Origin of the sequence: Agrobacterium tumefaciens, from assembly GCF_017726655.1 — a bacterium.
Classification (GTDB): domain Bacteria; phylum Pseudomonadota; class Alphaproteobacteria; order Rhizobiales; family Rhizobiaceae; genus Agrobacterium; species Agrobacterium tumefaciens_B.
This window is the reverse complement of record NZ_CP072308.1, coordinates 2,549,772-2,572,811: the sequence shown is the minus strand read 5'-3', so window position 1 is coordinate 2,572,811 and position 23,040 is coordinate 2,549,772. Positions and strand designations below refer to the sequence as shown.

The 23,040-nt window shown below is 60.6% G+C and carries 22 protein-coding genes and 1 tRNA gene; 17 read left to right on the top strand and 6 right to left on the bottom strand.

Going from position 1 to position 23,040, the window contains the following annotated elements; translation table 11 throughout:
- Positions 1-19: 19 nt before the first annotated feature.
- From AT6N2_RS12560 to dps, 6 genes are all read left to right on the top strand, one after another.
- Positions 20-1,117, top strand: a complete 1,098-nt coding sequence (locus AT6N2_RS12560) for an ABC transporter substrate-binding protein (RefSeq protein WP_209087217.1) — start codon at positions 20-22, stop codon at positions 1,115-1,117.
- Between the two features lie 309 nt (positions 1,118-1,426).
- Positions 1,427-2,338: a Bug family tripartite tricarboxylate transporter substrate binding protein gene (locus AT6N2_RS12555; RefSeq protein WP_371417878.1), complete on the top strand. Its 912-nt coding sequence runs from the start codon at positions 1,427-1,429 to the stop codon at positions 2,336-2,338.
- Positions 2,335-2,829: a tripartite tricarboxylate transporter TctB family protein gene (locus AT6N2_RS12550; protein ID WP_209087215.1), complete on the top strand. Its 495-nt coding sequence runs from the start codon at positions 2,335-2,337 to the stop codon at positions 2,827-2,829. The genes AT6N2_RS12555 and AT6N2_RS12550 overlap by 4 nt, the downstream gene beginning before the upstream one ends.
- A gap of 104 nt (positions 2,830-2,933) precedes the next feature.
- The gene (locus AT6N2_RS12545) at positions 2,934-4,451 is read left to right on the top strand and encodes a tripartite tricarboxylate transporter permease (RefSeq protein ID WP_063948074.1); all 1,518 of its coding nucleotides are present in this window, start codon (positions 2,934-2,936) and stop codon (positions 4,449-4,451) included.
- Between the two features lie 211 nt (positions 4,452-4,662).
- Complete coding sequence (locus AT6N2_RS12540) at positions 4,663-4,923, top strand: hypothetical protein (protein ID WP_209087213.1); 261 nt, start codon at positions 4,663-4,665, stop codon at positions 4,921-4,923.
- 120 nt (positions 4,924-5,043) lie between these two features.
- On the top strand, positions 5,044-5,532 hold the full coding sequence (gene dps / locus AT6N2_RS12535) for a DNA starvation/stationary phase protection protein Dps (protein ID WP_063948076.1): 489 nt from the start codon (positions 5,044-5,046) through the stop codon (positions 5,530-5,532).
- Between the two features lie 80 nt (positions 5,533-5,612).
- On the opposite strand, the gene AT6N2_RS12530 is transcribed toward dps, so the two are convergent.
- A complete protein-coding gene (locus tag AT6N2_RS12530) occupies positions 5,613-5,834 on the bottom strand; it encodes a hypothetical protein (RefSeq protein WP_077224699.1) in 222 nt (73 codons plus the stop codon).
- A 355-nt stretch (positions 5,835-6,189) separates the two neighbouring features.
- On the opposite strand from AT6N2_RS12530, the gene AT6N2_RS12525 reads away from it, so the two are divergent.
- The 4 genes from AT6N2_RS12525 to AT6N2_RS12510 all read left to right on the top strand — a co-directional run bounded on the left by AT6N2_RS12525 (position 6,190) and on the right by AT6N2_RS12510 (position 8,565).
- Positions 6,190-6,264: transfer RNA gene (locus AT6N2_RS12525), tRNA-Gly, on the top strand.
- Positions 6,265-6,494: 230 nt separating this feature from the next.
- Positions 6,495-6,725: a 30S ribosomal protein S21 gene (gene rpsU, locus AT6N2_RS12520; RefSeq protein ID WP_063948077.1), complete on the top strand. Its 231-nt coding sequence runs from the start codon at positions 6,495-6,497 to the stop codon at positions 6,723-6,725.
- 278 nt (positions 6,726-7,003) lie between these two features.
- Complete coding sequence (locus tag AT6N2_RS12515; protein ID WP_209087211.1) at positions 7,004-8,128, top strand: zinc-dependent alcohol dehydrogenase family protein; 1,125 nt, start codon at positions 7,004-7,006, stop codon at positions 8,126-8,128.
- A gap of 131 nt (positions 8,129-8,259) precedes the next feature.
- Positions 8,260-8,565: a hypothetical protein gene (locus AT6N2_RS12510; RefSeq protein ID WP_144577034.1), complete on the top strand. Its 306-nt coding sequence runs from the start codon at positions 8,260-8,262 to the stop codon at positions 8,563-8,565.
- Positions 8,566-8,638: 73 nt separating this feature from the next.
- Here AT6N2_RS12510 and AT6N2_RS12505 read toward each other — a convergent pair whose 3' ends face one another.
- The gene (locus AT6N2_RS12505) at positions 8,639-9,472 is read right to left on the bottom strand and encodes an aldo/keto reductase (RefSeq protein ID WP_209087209.1); all 834 of its coding nucleotides are present in this window, start codon (positions 9,470-9,472) and stop codon (positions 8,639-8,641) included.
- A gap of 59 nt (positions 9,473-9,531) precedes the next feature.
- Positions 9,532-10,713, bottom strand: coding sequence for an MFS transporter (locus AT6N2_RS12500; protein ID WP_209087208.1), 1,182 nt, complete (start codon positions 10,711-10,713; stop codon positions 9,532-9,534).
- Positions 10,714-10,874: 161 nt separating this feature from the next.
- On the opposite strand from AT6N2_RS12500, the gene AT6N2_RS12495 reads away from it, so the two are divergent.
- Entirely contained in the window at positions 10,875-11,777 is a 903-nt protein-coding gene (locus AT6N2_RS12495) for a LysR family transcriptional regulator (protein WP_209087206.1), read from the top strand.
- A gap of 4 nt (positions 11,778-11,781) precedes the next feature.
- Here the strand turns inward: AT6N2_RS12495 and AT6N2_RS12490 are convergent, their stop codons facing one another.
- A complete protein-coding gene (locus tag AT6N2_RS12490) occupies positions 11,782-12,681 on the bottom strand; it encodes a LysR family transcriptional regulator (protein WP_063948083.1) in 900 nt (299 codons plus the stop codon).
- A gap of 134 nt (positions 12,682-12,815) precedes the next feature.
- On the opposite strand from AT6N2_RS12490, the gene AT6N2_RS12485 reads away from it, so the two are divergent.
- The 4 genes from AT6N2_RS12485 to AT6N2_RS12470 all read left to right on the top strand — a co-directional run bounded on the left by AT6N2_RS12485 (position 12,816) and on the right by AT6N2_RS12470 (position 18,684).
- Positions 12,816-13,625 carry an alpha/beta hydrolase fold domain-containing protein gene (locus tag AT6N2_RS12485; protein WP_209087204.1) on the top strand — a complete coding sequence of 270 codons (810 nt, stop codon included), beginning with the start codon at positions 12,816-12,818 and terminating at the stop codon, positions 13,623-13,625.
- A 56-nt stretch (positions 13,626-13,681) separates the two neighbouring features.
- Complete coding sequence (locus tag AT6N2_RS12480) at positions 13,682-14,872, top strand: efflux RND transporter periplasmic adaptor subunit (protein WP_144577030.1); 1,191 nt, start codon at positions 13,682-13,684, stop codon at positions 14,870-14,872.
- Between the two features lie 133 nt (positions 14,873-15,005).
- Positions 15,006-18,200: an efflux RND transporter permease subunit gene (locus AT6N2_RS12475; protein ID WP_144577029.1), complete on the top strand. Its 3,195-nt coding sequence runs from the start codon at positions 15,006-15,008 to the stop codon at positions 18,198-18,200.
- Between the two features lie 286 nt (positions 18,201-18,486).
- The gene (locus AT6N2_RS12470; protein ID WP_209087202.1) at positions 18,487-18,684 is read left to right on the top strand and encodes a hypothetical protein; all 198 of its coding nucleotides are present in this window, start codon (positions 18,487-18,489) and stop codon (positions 18,682-18,684) included.
- Between the two features lie 32 nt (positions 18,685-18,716).
- On the opposite strand, the gene AT6N2_RS12465 is transcribed toward AT6N2_RS12470, so the two are convergent.
- Together AT6N2_RS12465 and AT6N2_RS12460 are read right to left on the bottom strand one after the other, a co-directional pair.
- Entirely contained in the window at positions 18,717-19,562 is an 846-nt protein-coding gene (locus AT6N2_RS12465; RefSeq protein ID WP_209087200.1) for an endonuclease/exonuclease/phosphatase family protein, read from the bottom strand.
- 13 nt (positions 19,563-19,575) lie between these two features.
- Complete coding sequence (locus AT6N2_RS12460; RefSeq protein ID WP_209087198.1) at positions 19,576-21,036, bottom strand: phospholipase D-like domain-containing protein; 1,461 nt, start codon at positions 21,034-21,036, stop codon at positions 19,576-19,578.
- Positions 21,037-21,306: 270 nt separating this feature from the next.
- Here AT6N2_RS12460 and pdxY point away from each other — a divergent pair, with 270 nt between their 5' ends.
- Positions 21,307-22,182, top strand: coding sequence for a pyridoxal kinase PdxY (gene pdxY / locus AT6N2_RS12455; protein WP_063948092.1), 876 nt, complete (start codon positions 21,307-21,309; stop codon positions 22,180-22,182).
- A gap of 171 nt (positions 22,183-22,353) precedes the next feature.
- On the top strand, positions 22,354-22,995 hold the full coding sequence (locus tag AT6N2_RS12450; RefSeq protein WP_063948093.1) for a carbonic anhydrase: 642 nt from the start codon (positions 22,354-22,356) through the stop codon (positions 22,993-22,995).
- Positions 22,996-23,040: the final 45 nt, after the last annotated feature.

Genomic DNA, 23,040 nt, shown 5'->3' with positions numbered 1-23,040 from the left:
AGAGCCTTGCCGCTTGTGAATGGCAACCGCCTGCGGCATGATCTTTTCCATGCGTATCTGCCTTCTCCTTTGCCTCTGTCTTTGCATGGCCTTCCCCGCGCTTGCGCAGGTTGCCATTTTTCCGGCCCCTTCGGGCAAGGCAGATGCCCAAACCCTGGTGGTTTACTCCTCGCTGGACGAACCGCTGGCGACGCCGATGATCGAGGGTTTCCAGAAGGCCAATCCCGATATTGCCGTCCATTACGAGGATATGCTGACCGGCGAAATCTATGACCGCATCGTCAAGGAAACCGATGCTGGCAAGAAGACCGCCGATTTCGCCTTTTCTTCCGCCATGGATCTGCAGGTGAAGCTGAGCAATGACGGTTATGCCCAGCGTTCCGATCTCGCCATGAGCGCCCGCTGGCCCGCTTGGGCGAACTGGCGCAACACCGCCTATGCGCTGACCTTCGAGCCGGCTGTCTTCGTTTATCACAAGCCGAGCTTCACCACCGAGAAGCCACCCGCCACCCGCGCCGAATTTGTCGATTATCTCGAACGTCATGCGAGGGACGTCCATGGCCGCATCGCGACTTACGACATCGAGCGCTCCGGCGTCGGCTTTCTTTTCATGTCGCGCGACCAGGAGCAGTTCGGCGATATCTGGAACGTCATCAAGGCCATGGGCGCGGCAGGCGTAAAAGTCTATTCCACCTCATCCGCCATTCTGGAGCGTGTCTCCGACGGGCGCTTCGTGATGGGCTATAATATCCTCGGCTCCTATGCGGCCGACTGGGCCTCGCGCCACCCGGATGTCGGCATCGTGCTGCCGAAAGACTATACCGTGGTCATGTCACGCATCGGGCTGGTGCCGGAGGCGGCCGCAAATCCCGAACTTGGCCGGCGGTATCTCGAATTCTTCATGTCGAAGGAAGGCCAGACGATCATGGCCCGGCAGTTGCAAATCCCGGCCGTCAGCCCGGAAGTGGCCGGCGAAAACACCGCCAACACCATGCAGGCTATCCATGGCGCGCAATTGCGGCCCGTGCCCGTCAGCCCCGGGCTGATGGTCTATCTGGATCAGGTCAAGCGCAGCCGCTTGATCGAGCGCTGGAACGAAGCCTTGCGCTCACAATAACACCGTCAGACACAAAGCTTTACGGTTTGCAGAAATTAATAGAGAGTAAATGAGCAAGGACTTGCTTAACGTCAGTTAGATGACAGCTTTTTATGATGCTCTGCAATCCTTCTTCATTCCGTGGAGGCGGAAGAAGATGCGGGAGGACATCCGGGACGAATCCAAAGACCGAGCGTTTTGATTTCAACGCCGGCAAAGCTGCGTCCCCAGAAATCCCTTCCGCATAAACGAAAAATGACGCCCGGAAAGGGCATCCTGAGGAGGGTTTTCGACGTGAAACATTTTCTTATCAGCACATTCCTGGCGGGCATGATCGCTCTTCCGGCAGCTGCCGCGGACTACACGATCATTGCGCCTGCCAACCCCGGCGGTGGCTGGGACCAGACCGCGCGTTCGCTGCAAACGGTCCTGCAGGAAGAAGGCATTTCCAAGAGTGTCCAGGTGCAGAACGTACCGGGCGCCGGCGGCACCATCGGTCTTGCGCAGTTTGCCAGCCAGCAGAAGGGTAACCCGAACGCCCTCATCGTCGGCGGTTACGTGATGGTCGGCGCGATCCTCACCAACAATGCGCCCGTAACACTGAAGGAAGTGACGCCGATTGCCCGCCTGACGGGTGAATATGAGGCCGTTGTCGTCCCGGCATCGTCGCCTATCAAGACCATGGCCGAACTCGTCGAGCAGCTGAAGAAAGATCCGGGCAGCGTGTCCTGGGGCGGCGGCTCGGCCGGCGGCACCGACCATATCGCCGTTGGCCTGATCGCCAAGGCGGCAGGGGTTGACCCCACCAAGATCAACTACATCGCCTATTCCGGCGGCGGCGAAGCACTTGCCTCGATCCTCGGTTCGCAGGTCACGGCTGGCGTTTCCGGCTACGGCGAATTCGAAGGCCAGGTCAAGGCCGGCACGCTGCGCCTTCTTGCCGTCACCAGCGAAAACCGTCTCGAAGGCGTCGACGCACCGACGCTGAAGGAAAGCGGTCTTGATGTCGTCGTGCAGAACTGGCGCATGGTTGCGGCTCCTCCCGGTATTTCCGCCGATCAGGAAAAGGCCGTCAATGCCGACATCGAAAAGCTGGTGAAGTCCGCCAAGTGGCAGGAAACCCTGAAGACCAAGGGCTGGATGGATACCTATCTCGCCGGTGACGCCTTCAAGGAACAGCTTGCCAAGGACACTGCCGCTACCGAAACCATCCTCAAAGACATCGGACTGGTGAAAAAATGAGCCAGGGTTTCAACCCCTCGCACGATCAGAAGCGTCGCCCCGACCGGGCGGCGCTGGTGATCGCTGTCGCCCTCGTCATCGTCGCCGGCGTGATCTTCTGGGATAGCGCCCGCCTGGCCAGTGTCACCGGTTACTCCCCGGTCGGCCCGGCCACCGTGCCTTACGCGATTGCCTTCTGTCTTGTCGGCCTGGCGATCTGGACGGCCATCGAGGCCTGGCGCGGGGATTTTCCCGAACGCGACAAACAGGAAATCGCCCCGGTCATCTGGGTCGTCGCGGGCCTTGCCGCGCAGATGCTGCTTTTGAACCTGGCCGGGTTCTCCATCGCCACCGGTTTGCTGTTTGCTTTCACGGCGCGCGCTTTCGGCAAACGCAAGCTCTGGTTTTCGATCCCGGTCGGCATCGTGCTGAGCTTCGTCATCTGGGTGGTATTTGCCCAGCTGCTGCAATTGTCTCTGCCCGCTGGCCCATTGGAACGGCTGTTCTTCTGACAGCCATTCCGACGACATCAGAGATCACGGGAACAGCCGGCGCGTCGTGACGACGAAGCCAGCCGTTCCGCCCGCCCTACCGCTCGACAGGGGGACATCTGTCCATGAGTACCTTTGAATTCCTGCTGCACGGTCTTGAGGTTGCCGCCCAACCCATGAACCTGCTCTACGCGCTGATCGGCGTGACCCTCGGCACCGCCGTCGGCGTTCTGCCGGGCATCGGCCCGGCGCTGACCGTCGCGCTGCTTCTTCCCGTCACCTACCGGCTCGATCCCGCCGGTTCGCTCATCATGTTCGCCGGCATCTATTATGGCGGCATGTATGGCGGCTCGACCACCTCGATCCTGCTCAACACACCGGGCGAAAGCGCCTCGATCGTGACGGCGCTGGAAGGCAACAAGATGGCGCGCAAGGGCAGAGGCGGTCCGGCGCTTGCCACCGCCGCCATCGGCTCCTTCGTCGCCGGCCTCATCGCCACCATCGCACTCGCCTTCATCGCGCCCTATATCGTCAAGCTGGCGCTGGTCTTTGGCCCGCGTGAATATTTCGCGCTGATGGTCCTCGCTTTTGTCACCGTTTCCTCCGCTTTCGGCGATTCGGCGCTGCGTGGCCTCACCTCGCTCTTCATCGGTTTTGCACTTGCCATCGTCGGCATCGACCAGCTGACCGGGCAGACCCGCATGAGCTTCGGCATTCCCGACCTGCTTGACGGCGTCGAAGTGACGACGCTTGCCGTGGCCATGTTTGCGATTGGCGAAACACTCTTCATCGTCGCCCAGGGCAATAGCGGCCCCGACAAGGTGGAGGCGGTCAAGGGTTCGGTGTGGATGAATGCGCAGGATTGGGCACGCTCGTGGAAAGCCTGGCTGCGCGGCACGCTGATTGGCTTTCCCATCGGCGCGATGCCGGCGGGCGGCGCTGAAATCGGCACCTTCCTTTCCTACGCCACGGAAAAGAAGCTGACCAAATATCCGGAAGAATTTGGCAACGGCGCGATTGAAGGCGTGGCGGGTCCGGAAGCGGCGAACAACGCCTCGGCCGCCGGCACGCTGGTGCCGCTCCTGACGCTCGGCCTGCCGACGACGGCGACCGCCGCCATCATGCTCGCCGGCTTCCAGCAATACGGCCTGCAGCCCGGCCCCCTGCTGTTTGCGACCAACCCGCAGCTCGTCTGGGGCCTGATCGCCAGCCTGTTCATCGCCAACCTGATGCTCCTGGTGCTGAACCTGCCGCTCGTTGGCCTGTGGGTGAAGCTGCTGACCATCCCGAAGCCCTGGCTTTACGCCGGCATCCTGCTGTTTGCGACGCTCGGCACCATCGGCGCCAATCCGTCCGTTTTCGAACTCGGCATGCTGCTCGCTTTCGGTATCCTCGGCTACATCATGCGCATCTTCGGTTACCCGATCGCGCCTGCGGTCGTCGGTCTCATCCTCGGCCCGCTTGCCGAACAGCAGCTGCGCCGTGCGCTGGCCATCGGTCAGGGCGATCCGACGGTACTTTTTACCTCGCCGATTGCCGTTGGCCTCTTCATCGTCGCGGCAGCCGCCTTCATCATCCCGCTGATCATGCGTATCCGCGGCCGCGGTGAAGTACTGACCCAGCTTGCTGCCAACGAGGACTGAGAATTAAAGAGCCTCCCAAGGCAACTGGCCCCGTATCTTCGGATGCGGGGCCTTTTTTGTGGAACGTTATCGATTGCCGCACGGTTCGGGCAGCATGGAACGCAACCGGCAACCGGCTGTCTTGCGTTCAGACTGCGTAAAGAAACCGACTTTTCCGATGATCCCGCCCCCCCGGACATGGTACAGTTGACGAAGGCGATAGGAACAGACCATGAGACCTCTAGCGATCCTGACCATCCTTGTTTTGACCGGCTGCAGCGCCGGCGCCCACGATGTCGAGCCCATTCCTGGCAGCATCACCTATGGCGGGCAACCGCGTACCAAGCTTGAAAAATCCCCGATCGGCAGCACACTTAGCCACGAATTCGTCATGGGCGACGGACGTCTCGCCATCGAGACGTACCGCATCCAGCCGGATCGGTCGCTGAAACTCGAACGCCGCGAAATCATCGGCGACTGGCCGCCGAACTGAGCAGGGGTGTCGAACCCATTTCCGGTCATCTGACGTCGAAATGGAACAGGGCACAGGCCGTTGCGTTATACGACGGACTTTCCAAAGCGGCTTTCCGTCCGCCCTTCCCAGGAGACTTCGATGAAGACCCACAAGACGAAAAACGACCTGCCTTCCAATGCAAAATCGACCGTGATCGGCATTCTCAACGAGAACCTCGCGTCGATCATCGATCTCGCGCTCATCACCAAGCAGGCGCACTGGAACCTCAAGGGCCCGCAATTCATCGCCGTCCACGAGCTGCTCGACAAGTTCCGCGCGCTGATTGACAAACATAGCGATACGATCGCAGAACGCGCCGTGCAGCTTGGCGGCACCGCGCTCGGCAGCACGCAGACGGTTGCGTCAGCGACGAAGCTCAAGGCCTATCCGACCGACATCTATACGATCCATGATCACCTGGCAGCGCTGATCGAGCGCTACGGCGACGTGGCCAACATGGTCCGCAAGGCGATCGACGATTCCGACGAGGCAGGCGACCCCACGACGGCGGACATTTTCACCGCCGCCTCGCGCGACCTCGACAAGTCGCTTTGGTTCCTCGAAGCGCATGTGCAGGAAAAGAACTGAGCCGACCTAACGGCTTAAAAACAGCAAAGCGCCCGGTCCAACCGGGCGCTGTCTGTTTCAAGCGGCGTTATTTTGACGCGTCAATGGCGCCGCAAGACGGCGCGCCCGATATCTCTCAGCATGTCATGATCGAGAATGCCACGCTGGGCGCTGCGGATCAAAACCGCTGCGCATTCATTGGCAACGTGGCTGCTGCGATCCTGAAAGCACTCGAAGCACACGCCATCGAAAATGTTTTGTAGATCGGTAATCTGCTCCGGCGACAGTTGCGCGCCAACCCGTTCAAAAGCTGCATACGACAAGGCTCATCCTCCTGATGATTTGCCAAGTATCGTTTCTTTTTTCGTGGACAGGAGATTTGTACACCTGAACGAATCACTTGTCGAATCAGATTTTAACCAAATGTAAACGGGTCATTTTCTGTGCCGCCTGCCGGCTTCTTCCTGAGAGCCGGGTGTAAAGGGCAGCGGAAACAGCATCTTCCGGCCGGACCCCGCCGTTGGACACTGGCGATACCGCCTGCGGTCACAAGAAGACGGATTTCCGCAAAAACCTCAAAATAATCTGTTGCATTCCAAAAACGTTTGAGCGATATAGCAGCCGTCGCCGCTTCGGCGGCCCACGGTTCAGCGAACTACCCCGGACCGGTGGATTTGAGCGGGTGTAGCTCAGGGGTAGAGCACAACCTTGCCAAGGTTGGGGTCGAGGGTTCAAATCCCTTCGCCCGCTCCAAAATTTCAGGGCAAGCCGGATAAAGCTTCCTTCAACGATACGGAACGCGTCGTTGTTGCCGGACCGGCCATGCCCCCGTGAAATTCCGCCAATTCATCCGGACGGCCAAAAGACACGGAAACGCCGACATTATTGAAGAAATAACTGTCACAAGGCGCTCGTTGATCTTGGCTTCGGCCGTAAAATGAGTATGGTGGCCTACCGTTTTTTTCCGACCTCAAGAGGGGCATATGCAAGTTCTAGTACGCGATAACAATGTCGACCAGGCATTGCGCATCCTGAAGAAGAAACTCCAGCGCGAAGGCGTCTTCCGCGAAATGCGTCTGCGTGAAGCTTTTGAAAAGCCGTCGATCAAGAAGGCACGTGAGAAGGCAGAAGCTGTCAGCCGCCAGAGAAAGCTTGCCCGCAAGCAGATGCAGCGCGACGGCCTTCTTCCCTCGAAGCCGAAGAAGACCCGGTAACCAGACTTCTGGTATCGTCATCGGCAACGTCGATGGCGCGGTTCTGCGGAAATAGCGGACCGCGATGGTATTTTTGCGTCTATGCGCCCGGGGCCTCAAGGCTGGCGGGCGCATGCTGTTTTAGGGCCCTGGTCCGATACCTCGTGCAGCGCCGCAGGCATGCCGAAGGTGAGACATTCCGGTCCGCATTGCCGGGCTCCGTACGCGGACGTTCCGCGCCAGCCGCGCCCGCGATGACATCGCCACCCCATTTCCCGTTTTCGCAGATGGAGGAACCGATGCAGGTCAAAGCCGCGATATTGCGCAAGACGAATACGCCCCGCCCCTACGCTATCAGCAAACCGCTGGCGATCGATGAGATCGACCTTGATCCTCCCGGTGCGGGCGAAGTCCTTGTGCGCATCCGCGCGGCTGGACTCTGCCATTCCGATCTTTCCGTCATCAACGGCGACAGGCCCCGCCCAATGCCGATGGCGCTTGGCCACGAAGCCGCTGGCACCGTCGAAGCGCTGGGCGAAGGCGTTGTCGATCTCGAGCCGGGCGATCATGTCGTCATGGTCTTCATGCCGAGTTGCGGACATTGCCTTCCCTGTGCGGAAGGCAGGCCAGCGCTGTGCGAACCGGGCGCGGCCGCCAATGGGGCAGGCACACTGCTGGGTGGCGCAAGGCGGCTGAACTATCGCGGCGAGGCCGTGCACCATCACCTTGGCGTGTCGGCATTTGCCGAACACGCGGTCGTGTCGCGCCATTCGCTGGTTAAGATCGACCGGGACCTTCCCTTTGTCGAGGCGGCCCTGTTCGGCTGCGCAGTTCTGACCGGCGTCGGCGCCGTCGTGAATACTGCGGCGCTGAAAGCAGGTTCGACCGCTGTTGTCATCGGGCTCGGCGGCGTTGGCCTTGCAGCGGTCCTTGGTGCGCGGGCGGCGGGCGCGAGCAAAATCGTCGCCGTTGACCTTTCCTCCGAAAAACTCGCGCTCGCCCGCGAACTCGGCGCCACTGCCGTCGTGAACGGAGGCGACGAGGATGCTGTCGAGCAGGTGCGCGCCATCACATCTGGGGGCGCGGATTATGCCTTCGAAATGGCCGGGTCCGTCCGTGCGCTCGAAAACGCGTTCAAGATGACCAGACGCGGCGGCACGACGGTGACGGCGGGCCTGCCGCCCCCGGGCACCGCGCTGCCGGTCAATGTCGTTCAACTCGTCGCGGAAGAGCGCACGCTGAAGGGCAGCTATATTGGCACCTGCGTGCCCCTGCGGGATATCCCGCGCTTCATCGCCCTTTATCGTGATGGCCGATTGCCGGTGAACCGTCTTCTAAGCGCAAGGCTCAAGCTCGAGGATATCAACGAGGCTTTCGACCGCTTGCATGATGGCAGCGCGGTCAGGCAGGTCATCGAATTCTGAACCGGGGCCGGAACGCCCCGCGGAGCCGCAGACATTCGTTCCCGGGACATTGACAAAAAGGTTGCACAAGGTGGCACCCGCCGATTTTAATGACGGGGCGACACATGCAACCAGCCGGCGGGAGGACAACGATGGATGAGGCATACAGGTGGCGGCACATGGCGAGTGCGCCCAAGGACGGTAACCGGATTCTCGTCACGATCGGCGCGTCGGAACAGGGACCGGCCCAGGTTGACCTTGCCTATTGGTCAAAAGGCGATCAATTCGGGGCAGAAGGCTGGCGCTCCTCAGATTCGTCCCCAGGGCGCATCATTGAATATGCGGAAACGGAACTGAAGTGTTGGTTGCCCGTGCCTGCCGCCAATAATGACCGCCCTTCCATGCCGACACCCTGGGAGGGTGAAGACGACCGCGAACTGGACGGATCGGGCATATGACGGCGGTCGGTTCCCTGCACTGAGATCAGGCAGATACGGAAAGGGAGGAGCAATGCCCCTCCCCTTTTGATCGTCAGGCAGGCTCGTCCCAAACGGGCGCAAGACCATCCGGTGAAACGATGCGGCCGCCGGCAACGGCGCGTGCCCTGATTGTCGCCATCTCCTCGTCAGAAAGCGCAAAGTCGAAAATCGCGACATTTTCCGCGACCCGCGCTTCGCTGACCGTCTTCGACAGCGCAATCACGCCCTCCTGCTGAACGAGCCAGCGCAGCACGATCTGCGCGACGGACTTGCCGTGTCCGGCAGCGATGTCCTTCAGCACAGGGTCGGAAAAGACCTTGCCGTCGGCCATGCCGTAATAGCCGGTGATCGCCATCCCCGCCTCTCTGGCCGCCTCGATCACGGCGTCCTGGTTGAGATAGGGATGATACTCTATCTGGTTGGTAACGATCGGCGCCTCGGAAAGTGCAACCGACTGGGCCATCAGGTTTCTATTAAAGTTGGAAACGCCGATGTGGCGTACCTTGCCTGCCTTCCTCACCTCGTTCAGCGCGCCGATCTGTTCGGCAAGCGGCACCGCCTCGTTCGGCCAGTGCAGCAGCAGCAGGTCGACATGATCGGTCCTCAGCTTCTTCAGGCTTTCGTCGACGGAAGCGAGAAAGGCATCATGCCGGTAATTCTCCACCCACACTTTGGTCGTCAGGAAAATATCGTTGCGGGCGACGCCTGAATTGACGATGGCCTCGCCGACCTCTCCCTCGTTGCCGTAAATCTGGGCGGTATCGATATGGCGGAAACCGGCCTTCAAGGCGTGGGGAACGATGCGCGAAACATCCGGGCCGGGAATACGGAACGTGCCGAAACCGAGCGCCGGGATCGATGCACCATTGGCAGTGACATTAAACATATATTTTCTCCTTTGAGGTGATCCGGCAGATCGGGTGCTGCCGGAATTTATAGGCAAGTTCAGGCGGTCTTCAGCGTCACCGCGGCGCGGCGGTCGAGCGTGCTGCTCCAGATGGTCAGAAGCAGGGCAATCGCGACGAGGATGGCGCCGACCCAGGGTGTGGCTCCCAGACCCATCGGTGATTCGACCACCAGACCGCCGAGCCACGCACCAATGGCGATGCCGAGGTTGAAGGCGGCGATGTTGAGCGCCGAGGCGACATCAACGGCACCGGGGCGATGCTGCTTGGCAAGCTGCACCACATAGAGCTGCAGGCCGGGCACATTGGCGAAAGAGAGGAAACCAAGCGCGGCAAGCGTGATCAACGTCAGCACCGGCGAAACGGCGGTGAAGGAAAAGACGAGCAGCACGATGGCCTGGGCCAGGAATAGACCAACGAGGGCCTTGACCGGATTATGGTTCGCAATCCTGCCGCCGCCGATATTGCCGGCGGCAATCGCGATGCCGTAAAGCACGAGGATCAGGCTGACGCTCTTTTCCGAAAAGCCGGTCACATCCTGCAGGATGGGCGCAAGGAAGGTGAAGGCGACGAAGGTGCCGCCGTAACCGAGTGCCGTCATGGCGAATACGATGAGCAGGCGGCCGGACCCGAGAACCCGCACCTGATCCAGCAGGCTCGCCGGCGGCGCCTTCTTGAGCGTGTTCGGCAGAAGCGTCGCAATGCCCAGAAAGGCGACGATACCGAGGGCGGCAACTGCCCAGAAGGTGGCGCGCCAGCCGAAGACCTGACCGATATAGGTGCCGAGCGGAACACCGGTGACGATGGCGACCGTGAGCCCCATGAACATCATGGCAATGGCCGAGGCGCGGCGGTTTTCCGGCACGAGATCGGCTGCGATGGTGGAGCCGACCGAGAAAAAAACGCCGTGGGCGAAGGCGGCGATGACACGGGCGACCAGCAGCATCTCATAACTGGGTGAGAGGGCTGCGAGACTGTTACCGACGATGAACAGGGCCATCAGGCCGAGCAGCAGCGGCTTCCTCTCTATCTTCCCGGTCAATGCCGTGAGGATCGGCGCACCGAAGGTCACGCCCAGCGCATAGACGCTGACGATGAGGCCGGCGAGCGGCAGGGTGATATGAAGATCGTTGGCGACGGTTGGCAGCAGACCGACAATGACGAACTCCGTTGTTCCGATCGCATAAGCCGCGATCGTCAGGGCAAATATAGCCAATGGCATGACGAATACCTCTTCGCCCGCAGGGGGATCGCGGGCCTTCTGGACAGCATGTGCTGCCCGGTTGGATCAAATCGATGCAGACAATATGGGCGAAGGGGACTTGCATGATAACGGGCAAAGCCGGATAAATACCTTTGAATTGACTTCATAGGTGGGAAGCGATGGACAACAGGGCCGGAGAGATGGAAGTCTTCGTGGTGGCGGCGGAACTCGGCAGTTTTTCAGCCGCCGGGCGCAGGCTGAAGCTCTCGCCCTCGGCGGTCAGCAAACTTGTCACACGTATCGAAGATCGTCTCGGCACGAGGTTGCTGGCCCGCTCCACCCGGCTCGTCACGCTCACGCCCGAGGGCGAGGTCTATCTGGCGCGGGCACGACGAATCCTCGCCGATATCGCCGAGACCGAGCAGATCGTGGCGAGCGGCGGCAAGGTCGTGCCGCGCGGCCTTCTGCGAGTCAACGCGACGCTCGGCTTCGGCGAACGTTATCTCCTGCCGCTCGCGCCGGAATTCCTGTCGCTCTATCCGGAAATCGAACTGGATATCTCGCTCACCGACGGCGTCATCAGCCTGATCGAGGAACGCACGGACATCGCAATCCGCTCCGGCGCGATGGGCGATTCCTCTCTGAAGGCAAAAAAACTGAAGGAGGTCTGCCGCGTGATCGTCGCCTCGCCTGCCTATATCGAGCAACATGGCCTGCCGGACACGCCGCAGGATCTGGCGCGGCATAATTGCCTGAGTTTTAATTTCAGCCGCAGCCTCAACGAATGGCCGTTCCGCGACCCTGCTTCCGGCGATCTCTATCGCCTTCCTGTCACGGGTAATGCCTCGGTCAATAGCGGCATGGCGATGCGCAGGCTCTGCCTCGCGGGCTTGGGGATGGGGCGCATGGGCGAATTTCACGTCAAGCCCGATATCGAGGCAGGACTGCTCGTGCCAGTGCTGGAGGACTATAACGCCGAGGACCTGGAGGTGATCCACGCCGTCTACGCCGGCCACGAGCATCTCGCCGCCCGGGTACGCGCCTTTATCGATTTCGTTGCCGCGAGAGCCGGGCGGGACTGATCGTTTACATCAGCCCATGCACCAGCTTCGCCAACCAGTCGACAAAAACGCGGACCTTGTTCGTCACATGCCGGGTCTGCGGATAGACCACATAGATCGGCATCGCCTCCCGTCGCCATTCGGAAAGCACCGGCACCAGCTCTCCGCGCGACAGCGCATCCCGCACCATGAAGATCGGCAGCTGCACGATGCCCATGCCGGCGAGCGCCGCATTGAGATAGGTACGGCTGTCGTTGACGGAAACGACATAGTTGGGCGTCAACTCAACGCTGCGTATGCCATTGTCGAAGGAGGCCGGCATGATCTGGCCCGTGGTGGCATTGAGGTAACCCACCGATAAATGATCTTTTTCGAGGTCCTCGGGCTCCTGCGGCATGCCGAACTTCTGGATATAGGACGGCGACGCAAATGTTTCGAACCGGAGTTCGCCTACTTTTCGGGCAATCAGCGACTGATCGCGCAACACGCCGACCCGCAGCGCGCAGTCGACATTTTCAGCGATATAGTCGACCAGACGGTCACCGACGCCGAGGTCGAGGCGGATTTGCGGATAGCGCTGGTAAAATTCACAAAGATGTGGGATAACGACGAGGTCCGCAAAGACACCTGCCATTTCCACACGCAACCGGCCCGACGGCTGCACCTGCGCGCTGGACATGCTGCCGTCAAGTTCTTCAATTTCCGATAAAATCTGCGATGCGCGCTCATAATAGAGAGCACCGTCCGTCGTCAGCATGACCCGCCGCGTCGTGCGGTTGAGAAGCGTGGTCTGCAAGTGCGCCTCGAGCGCCTGTACCATGTTGGTAACCGTGGTTTTCGGCATGCTCAGCGCGGTCGCGGCCCGGCTGAAATTACCGGTTTCCACGACCCGCGTAAAAACCCGCATGGCGGAGAGCTGATCCATGATGCGATTATCCGTATATTTGGAATAGTGTTTTCATTTTAGCGTAGTTGATCATTTTTCCCCGAACAATAATATGAATTTCAGATTTTGCAAATATGGTGCACCGCCGATGGTGGCGCACGGGACCGGATCAGATGAACGCGCACTGGGAAAACATCAAATGCTGCGGGGGCCTCGCATCCCAGCTTTCCGTGCGCCGGTATGAGGGTGCAAACCTTTGCAGCCAGCCGCCCGTGGTGCTTTACCTGCGCGGCGGATCGTTTCTGCAACCCGGCCTTGAGCCTGATGGCAATTGCCCCGAGCTTCCGGTGGCCCGCGCGCTTGCGGAAAGCGGCGCAGTGGTCGTGGAAGCCGACTACAGCAAGCCGTCCGGCAACGAGTTTCCGATGGTTATCGACTGTGCTTACGAGGCGCTCGATCATTTGAACCGGGATCGCAAGCATTATGGCGGCGCGAAATCGCTGCTGTTCGTGGCCGGCGAAGAAGCTGGTGGCAATGTGGCGGCGGGGCTTGCCTTGAAGGCCCGTGACCGCATGCCCGGCAAGCTCGCAGGCCAGATACTTCTGTCGCCCATGATCGACCCGATGATGACGACGGAATCCTTCCGCGAAGCGGACAGGATCGGCATGCGCCAGCGCTGGGCGGATGGCTGGAGCCACTACCTTGCCAAGGCCTGCGGGTTTTTCCACCCCTATGCCGCACCCTGCCAGTGCACGCGGCTGAACCGGGTAGCGCCGGCGCTGATCTTTACCGCCGAGGATGATCCTCTGCGCGACGAGACGGTCAATTATGGAGACCGTCTTATCGCCTCGGGTGTCAGCGTCCGGAGCCATGTTTTCCCCGCCGGCGTCGGCTGGACGGGGCTTTATCAAGGAGAGGGCGGCGGATGGGTCCCATCCATCTGTTCGGAGTTCAAGACTTTCGTTGACCAGTTAAAACACTGAATACCGCATTTATTGAGAAACTGATCGGCTCCTGATCTGGGGCCAAGGAGATACCCATGACGCTGAACACAAAGCGCCGGGCCCTGACGGGCGCCGGCATCGGGCTTGCCGTGTCCGTTGCAGCCGCAGCACTGTTTTTCGACCTCCCTACCAGCCGCAACGCAACGGCCGCTTCCACGCCCGCTGAAACACCGGCAATCCCGGTCACCGTCGCGAAGGTGGAAAGCCGCGACGTGATGCGCTGGGAGGAATTTTCCGGTCGTCTGGAAGCCGTAGACCGGGTGCAGATCCGCTCCCGCGTCGCCGGCCAGATCAAGGCCGTGCATTTCCGCGAGGGCGCGCTGGTGAAGGAAGGCGATCCCCTCTTCACCATCGACCCGGCCCCCTATCAGGCCGCCGTTGCCGGCGCTGAAGGACAGGTCGCCTCGGCCGAAGCCAAGGTGAGCCTCGCGAAAACGGAACTCGACCGTGGCCGCCGGCTTTCCGACAATCGCACCATCTCCCAGAGCGATCTCGACCAGCGCCAGAGCTCGTTTGCGGATGCCGAAGCCCAGCTTCGCGCCGCCCGCGCAGCATTGACGACGGCGCAACTCGATCTCGGCTACACCGAAATCCGCGCCCCTGTTTCGGGCCGCGTCGGCCGCATCGAAATCACCGCCGGCAACCTCGTCGCCGCTGGCTCCACCTCGCCGGCCCTGACGACACTCGTCTCGGTCAACCCGATCTATGCAAGCTTCAATGCCAGCGAAGGCACGGTGGCAAAGGCTCTTGCCGAGCTGCCGAAAACCGATGGCGCCCTGCCCGCTCTGGAACAGATACCGGTTGAAATCGGCACGCTTTCGGATGAAGGCACGCCGATCAAGGGCACGCTGCACCTGATCGACAACCAGGTCGACTCGGCCAGCGGCACCATCGGTGTGCGCGCCATCTTCGACAATCCGGACGGCAGGCTGATCCCCGGCCAGTTCGTGCGGGTGCGCATGGGCGAACCGAAGCCGGAAAACCGCATCGTCATCAGCGACCGCGCCATCGGCACGGACCAGGACAAGCGCTTCGTCTTCGTGGTCGATGCCGAAAACAAGGTGAGCTACCGCCAGATCAAGCCGGGCGCACCGGCAGACGGTCAGCGCATCATCGACAGCGGTCTTGCCGCCGGTGATACGATCGTCGTCAACGGCCTGCAGCGCATCCGTCCGGGTGCGACCATCGCACCGCAGGCGGAAGACAAGGTTGCTGCTTCGCAGTAACCCACCTCTTTGATCAGTAAGCGTCCCGCGCTTTCGCGAGACGCGCATTCAGACAGAACCGGCCTTTACCGGCGGCAATCCTGCCGCCGGAGCGGCCTTCGCATTCCAAAATATACCCGGAGAGGGACTGGATATGAATATTTCCAGATTTTTTGTCGACCGGCCGGTATTCGCCGGCGTCTTGTCGATCCTGATTGTGGTGGCAGGCCTTCTTGGCATGCGCGCCCTGCCGATTTCGGAATATCCCGAAGTCGTTCCGCCATCCGTCGTCGTGCGCGCCACCTATCCCGGTGCGAACCCGACCGTTATCGCTGAAACCGTCGCGACACCGCTCGAAGAACAGATCAACGGTGTCGAGGACATGCTCTATATGGGCAGCCAGGCGACATCGGACGGCGTGCTGACGCTCACCGTCACCTTCAAGCTCGGCACCGACCCCGACAAGGCCCAGCAGCTGGTGCAGAACCGCGTCTCGCAGGCAGAACCGCGCCTGCCGGCGGAAGTGCGTGCGCTCGGCATCACAACGGTGAAGAGCTCGCCCGACTTCATCATGGTCGTCAACCTTGTCTCCAAGACCGACGCCTATGACATCACCTACCTGCGCAACTATGCGACGCTGAACGTCAAAGACCGCCTCGCCCGCATCGAAGGTGTCGGCCAGGTGCAGGTCTTCGGCGCAGGTGACTATTCCATGCGCGTCTGGCTCGACCCGCAGAAAGTGGCCGAACATGATCTGGCTGCCAGTGACGTCTCCGACGCCATCCGCCAGCAGAACGTGCAGGCCGCCGCCGGCGTCATCGGCGCTTCGCCGAGCCCGAACGGTGTCGACCTGCAGCTCAACGTCAATGCCCAGGGCCGTCTGACGACGCCGGAAGAATTCGGCAACATCATCGTCAAGAGCGGCGCCAATGGCGAAATCACCCGCCTGCGCGATGTCGCGCGCATCGAACTCGGCGCAGCAGACTACACGCTGCGTTCGCTGCTCGATGGTGAGCCCGCCGTGGCTGTCGCGGTCCTTCAGGCCCCCGGCTCCAACGCCATCGAAATCGCCGACAATGTCCGCGCCACCATGGACAATCTGCAATTGGCCATGCCCGATGGCGTGAAATACGAGATCGTCTACGATACGACGAAATTCGTGCGCTCCTCCATCGAGAAAGTCGTCGACACACTCCTCGAGGCCGTTGGCCTCGTGGTGCTTGTCGTCATCCTCTTCCTCCAGACCTGGCGCGCCTCGATCATTCCGCTGATCGCCGTTCCGGTCTCGATCATCGGCACCTTCGCCGTCATGTATGCCTTCGGCTTTTCCATCAACGCGTTGACGCTGTTCGGGCTCGTGCTCGCCATCGGCATCGTCGTGGATGACGCGATCGTGGTCGTCGAAAACGTCGAGCGAAACATCGAAAACGGGCTCTCACCGCGTGACGCCACCTATAAGGCCATGCGCGAAGTCTCCGGCCCGATCATTGCCATTGCGCTGGTTCTGGTCGCCGTCTTCGTGCCGCTCGCCTTCATCTCCGGCCTGTCCGGCCAGTTCTACCGGCAGTTCGCGCTGACGATTGCGATCTCCACCGTCATTTCGGCCATCAACTCGCTGACGCTGTCACCCGCTCTTGCGGCCCTGCTGCTGAAGGAACACGGCGCGCCGAAAGACTGGCTCACCCGCTTCATGGACAAGATCCTCGGCTGGTTCTTCCGTGGCTTCAACCGTGCCTTCGGCGCGGCCTCGAACGGCTACGGCAAGACTGTCGGCGGCTTGGTGACACGCAAGAGCTTGGTGATGATCGTTTACATGGCGCTGGTGGCTGCCACCTATGGCATGTTCACGACTGTGCCGAGCGGCTTCGTGCCAGCGCAGGACAAGCAGTATCTGATCGGTTTCGCCCAGTTGCCCGATGGCGCAACGCTCGACCGCACCGAGAACGTCATCAAGCGGATGAGCGCGATCGCCATGGAAACGCCCGGTGTCAGCCACGCCATCGCCTTCCCGGGCCTGTCGATCAACGGCTTCACCATCGGCTCCAACTCCGGCATCGTCTTTGCGGTTCTCGATGACTTCGAAAAGCGCAAGACACCGGAACTCTCCGGCGGCGCCATCGCCATGCAGCTGAACCAGAAGTTCGCCGGCATTCAGGATGCCTTTATCGCCATGTTCCCGCCGCCGCCGGTCAACGGTCTCGGCCAGACAGGTGGCTTCAAACTGCAGATCGAAGACCGCGCCGGTTACGGCTACCAGACGCTGGATGAAGCGGCGAAGGCCGTCATCGCCAAGGCCTATCAGACACCGGAGCTGGCGGGCATCTTCTCCAGCTACCAGATCAACGTGCCGCAGCTCTTCGCCGACCTCGACCGCGCCAAGGCCGAACAGCTGGGCGTCTCCGTCAGCGACGTCTTCCAGACGCTGCAGATTTATCTCGGCTCGCTCTACGTCAATGACTTCAACGCCTTCGGCCGCACATACAGCGTCCGTGTGCAGGCGGACTCGCAGTTCCGCGCCCATGCGGAAGATATTGGCCGCCTGAAGGTTCGCTCCGCGACGGGTCAGATGATCCCGCTGTCGACGCTCCTGAAGGTGGATGCAACGACGGGACCGGAACGCACCAACCGTTATAACGGCTTCCTCGCAGCTGATATCAACGGTGGACCGGCACCGGGCTTCTCATCGGGCCAGGCGCAGGCGGCGATCGAGAAGATCCTTGCCGAAACCCTGCCCGCGGGGATCGATTATGAATGGACGGATCTGACCTACCAGCAGATTCTCGCCGGCAACTCCAGCATCGTGGTGTTCCCGCTGGCGCTGCTGCTCGTCTATCTCGTGCTCGCCGCGCAATATGAAAGCCTGACCCTGCCGATTGCGATCATCCTGATCGTGCCGCTCGGCGTACTTGCGGCTCTCACGGGCGTCTGGCTGACGGGAGGGGATAACAACATCTTTACGCAGATCGGCCTTGTCGTCCTTGTGGGTCTCTCGGCGAAAAACGCGATCCTGATCGTGGAATTCGCCCGGGAACTGGAATTCGAGGGACGAACGCCGCTTCAGGCGGCCATCGAGGCAAGCCGGCTTCGCCTGCGCCCGATCCTGATGACCTCGCTCGCCTTCATCATGGGCGTGGTGCCTCTGGTCGTCTCGACAGGTGCCGGTGCGGAAATGCGCGCCGCCATGGGTGTCGCGGTCTTCTCCGGCATGATCGGCGTGACGTTCTTCGGCATCTTCATGACACCGGTCTTCTACGTGCTGGTGCGCAAACTGGCGGGCAACCGCCCGCTCATCCAGCACAAAGAGGAAGAACCGGCCAACTCGGACTACAAGCTCGAAAAGGCCGGCTGAGGCCGACACCTATCCACCGCAACCTTCGACGCAAGCCCGCCGCGCATCCCAAGATGCGCGGCGTTTTATTGGCTGGAATATTCGTGACGCTTTACTGAAATAGAATCTGTTTCAGCCAGTTACACGCCAATCCTGCTACAACGTCTCAGTGCCGAAGCTTTGGGAATGAAATATAGACGCCCTAGCCGGGCGGAACTTTAAGAAAAGGCGCGCTTTTTTAGTTAAAATTCTGTGATAAATTGAAAAGCAGGGTGATTCGGACTAAATGATTTAGTTCAGGGGCGGCATGATGGAGCAGGACTACGAGAGCTGGGCGACAACAGTTGCCTATTCAATCGTGATGCATGAGGGTCTCGACCTCGCGCTTTCCGCGCAAAATCTCGACAGGGGCAAGGTCAGAAACAACCGCGAGCGTTTGATGGAAGCCATCCGAACCTCGTTGCTGGAAGCCCGCTCGCGCAGTGGCCAGATGACGGTGGCCTGAGGCTCACCAAAGTGCATCAATAGCCGACGAATTCAGGCCGCCAGCAGGTCGGTCCGCACCGCCGCCTTCAGCGGCAGGTGATCCGAGGCGATGCGCGCCAATGCGCTGTCATGCGCCTCCACCTGCTCGATCAGTCCTTCTCGATTGGCGATGATCCTGTCGAGCGCCAGCACCGGCAGGTTGGACGGAAAACTCGGCACCGCCGGCGGCAGGGCGCCGAACGCATCCCGGAACGTATTGAGCGACGAGCCATTGCCGAGGCGCCATTCATTGAGATCGCCGAGAAGGATGGTGGGGCATTCGTCGCGTGCTTCCAGAAGGCCGAGCAAGGCTTTCGCCTGCTGGGCGCGGGAGTGCCGCAGAAGACCGAAATGGGCAGCGATGACACGCAGCACGCTGCCGTTTTTCAGGTCAAGTTCCACGACCAGCGCGCCACGCGGCTCAAGCCCCGGCAGCTTCACCGTGTGCACGTCGCGCACCGCGCCTTCCCTGAACAGAACGACATTGCCGTGCCAGCCATGCGCCTTCACCCCCGATTGCACGGGGACAGGCACCAGCCCGCTTTCCCGTTCCAGCCGGGCGAGATCGAGCAGGCCGGTGCGCTCGCCAAAACGGCTGTCCGCTTCCTGTAGCGCGATGATGTCGGCGCCGATTTCCTGAATGACGCGGCTCGTGCGATCAGGATCGAACTTGCGGTCGCGGCCAACACATTTGTGGACGTTATAGGAAGCGATGATGGGAAACTGGTGGGCCTTTTCCTCAGGCTTGGCATTCTGCCGCTGGCGGTGATTGCGCAGCGAGTTCATCACGAAGGCAGGCAGGCTGGTGTTTCTGGCCAACACCGCTTTTTCGTTTTCCAGCATGCCGTCTTTTTTCACACGTCATCTCCGTTCAAAGATAGGGCGAGGCAAGCCACAGAACCCGTTCCACGAAACGAACAACGAATGGACGCGCTTTCAGTTCGCTCAGTCTCACAGGTATTGCAGCATCGCGTGCCGTCGAAATCGTCTGGCTGATGGTCTGGCCGAAACCGTCATCCATCACCTCGAGATCAATCTCGAAATTCAGTCGCAAAGAGCGCGGATCGAGGTTGGAGGACCCGATGTAACTCCACCGCCCGTCGATCACCAGCATCTTCGAATGATTGAATGGTCCGGTCGCCCTCCATATGCGACAATAATTGCGCAGCATCTGATCGAATTGCGCCGTCATGGCCCGATCCACCAGTACCAGATTGTTGCTCTTCGGCACGACGATATCCACGACAACGCCGCGCCGCGCCGCTGTTATGAGCGCTGAAATAAGCTCGCGATCCGGGAGAAAATAGGGCGACATGATGAGAATGGACGAGCGCGCAATGGAAAATGCGCCGGTCAGCATTTTGTGATTGGTCTCGATGCTTTTGTCAGGCCCGGACGAGCAAACGCGGGAAATGAGTTGCGAGCCCGGTATCCCGTCGGGGATCGCGATATCCCAGACCGCCGTATCCAGAACTTCCTTGGTCGTGAAGCGCCAGTCTTCCGCAGCAATCGAGAAAAAATCAGAAACCACGGGACCGGTGATCTTGAAATGCGTGTCATGGGACTGGCTCTCACCAGCGAATTCCCGTGTAAATCCTTCGCGAATATTCATGCCGCCGCTGAAGGCGACGCGCCCGTCCACAACGAGAATCTTGCGGTGGGTGCGAAGATTGGCATAGGGCAGGCGCAGGCCCATGATGACATTGCCGTTGAAGACCGCTGCGACGATGCCTTTTTCGCGCAGCGTCGGCAGAATGCTCGGCACCGAATATCGCGCGCCGACCGCATCGATCAGCACCCGAACCTCGACTCCCCGCTGCTGCGCCCTCTCCAGTGACGCAACGAAGCGCATGCCGATCCGGTCATTGTCGAAAATATAGGTTTCGAGGATGATCGACCGTTTCGCCTGTTCGATGGCCTCCAGCATGGCTTCATAAGCGAGATCGCCAGTCACCAGCGGCTCGATGCTGTTACCCGTCGTCAGCGCGTGCCGGGTCACCCGGTCGCCAAGGATTTTCATCGCCGCGAAGCGTCGCCCCACCCGCTCGGCAACCAGATCGCCGCCGGCGTCAAACCGCGCGACACGATCCATGATCTCGTCCTGCATGAAGGACCGCTGCTGCGTGATTGTGGATCGGCGGATGCGGTTGATGCCGGCAATCGCGTAGATGACGGCGCCGACGATCGGCGACAAGACGATAACGCCAACCCAGCCGAGCGCCGAGCGAACTTCTTCCTTGGTCATCGTGGCATGCACGGCCGCAACGGTACCCATGATAACGGAGAGGACGGCAAGGATATGAGGCCAATAGGCAATGACGAGATCGAGCATGGTACGACTATAGGGTATCGACCGGGAAAGTGTAACGCGGATTTCCGATATGCCGTTGCATAAACAAAAACATAGAGGTGCCCACCTGATTGCAACGCAGCAGCTGTCCGGCGTCGTCGACATGCCCTCCCCCGCCATGCTTTAGCGGGACAGACCCTTGCGGGAATAAGGGTGGAAACCGGACGTGCGATATGTCATGAGAGCGCATCTTGATCTTTGGGCAGGGGTTCTTGCGGGATTTCTGCGACGTATGAAAGCAAGAAGGCCGTGATGCAGGACAATACGCAGGGTGCCGTCATCGTCATTTCCAGCCACGTCATGCGTGGCTCCGTCGGCAACCGCGCCGCCGTCTTTGCGCTAGAGACGCTCGGTTATCCGGTCTGGGCGGTGCCGACTATCGTCATGCCCTGGCATCCCGGGCACGGCCCCTCCACCCGCATGCGCTTTCAGGACGACGATTTCGACAAGGCAATGAGCGACCTCGAAAACGCCAGATGGATAGGCGAGGTCAAGGCCGTACTGACCGGCTATTTCGGCAGCGCCGCGCAGGTTCGCTCCACCGCAAGGCTGATCCGCAACCTCAAGGAAAAGAACCCGGCGCTGATCTACGCCTGCGATCCGGTCATGGGCGATCTGGGCGGGCTCTATATTCCGCTCGAGACCGCCGAAGCCATCCGCGACGAACTCATTCCGCTGGCGACTGTCGCGACGCCCAATCGATACGAACTGGCGTGGATGAGTGGCGCGGAGCTTGAGACCAACAATGCCATCATGGATGCCGCCCTCGCCCTCGGCCCGCCGAAAATGCTGGTCACCTCGGCGGTACCGATGATGACGGGCGGAACCGGCAATCTTTATCTCAGCGGCCGCCATGCGCTTCTCGCCGAACACCGCGCTATCGAAAATGCACCGAACGGCCTCGGCGACCTGATGTCGGCGCTGTTCCTCGCCCGCCTGCTGGAGGGTCTGGACGATGAAAAGGCGCTGCAGCTGGCAACCGCCAGCGTGTTCGAAGTCCTCGCCCGCACCAAAAAACGCGACATGAACGAACTGACGCTGGAGACCGACTCGTCAAGTCTCTCCACACCCATGGCCATGGTGCAGATGCGTCATCTCTTGCATCCTTCGCGCAGCAGGCGCAAATAGCGGGCAGAGCATCTCCAGGAAAATCGGGGCGGGTTTTCCGATCGGAATGCGGCACATAGGGAGTTGGGGCGGTTTTACGGCTTAGAAAAGCGAAAACGCTCCAACGGATTGGTCTTCAACGCACCGAGTTCCTCTCTTGATCTCGGTCCAACCACAACGGTACTGCGATAGATGAAAGATTTTCCGGAAAACCTTCTCAACGGCTATAAGAACTTCATGAGCGGCCGCTATGCCGATGAGCGCGAAAGATACCGCGTTCTGGCGGAAACCGGACAGAAACCGCAAACGCTGTTCATCGCCTGTTGTGACTCCCGTTCGGCACCGGAAACCATTTTCGACTGCGGACCGGGAGAGTTGTTCGTCGTCCGCAACGTTGCCAACATGGTGCCACCCTTCGAGCCCGACGGGCAATATCACGCAACCTCCGCCGCCATCGAATATGCTGTTCAGGTTCTGAAGGTAAAGGACATCGTCGTCATGGGTCACGGCCGCTGCGGCGGCATCCAGGCAGCACTCGATCCCAATCTCGAGCCGTTGTCGCCCGGCGATTTCATTGGCAAGTGGATGAACATGGTCAAGTCGGCCGCCTCGCAAATCCAGAGCAACGATGTGATGACCGCCTCCGAGCGGCAGACGGCGCTGGAACGCGTTTCCATCCGCAACTCCATCACCAATCTGCGCGGCTTCCCTTTCGTCAAGGCACAGGAAACCGCCGGCAAGGTGAAGCTGCACGGCGCATGGTTCGATATTTCGACCGGCGAATTGTGGGTGATGGACGGCAAAACCGGCGACTTTCGCCGCCCCGATCTGTGATTAAGGCGTGTAGCCTCCGCCAATAACATTCAACTTCGTCACTCG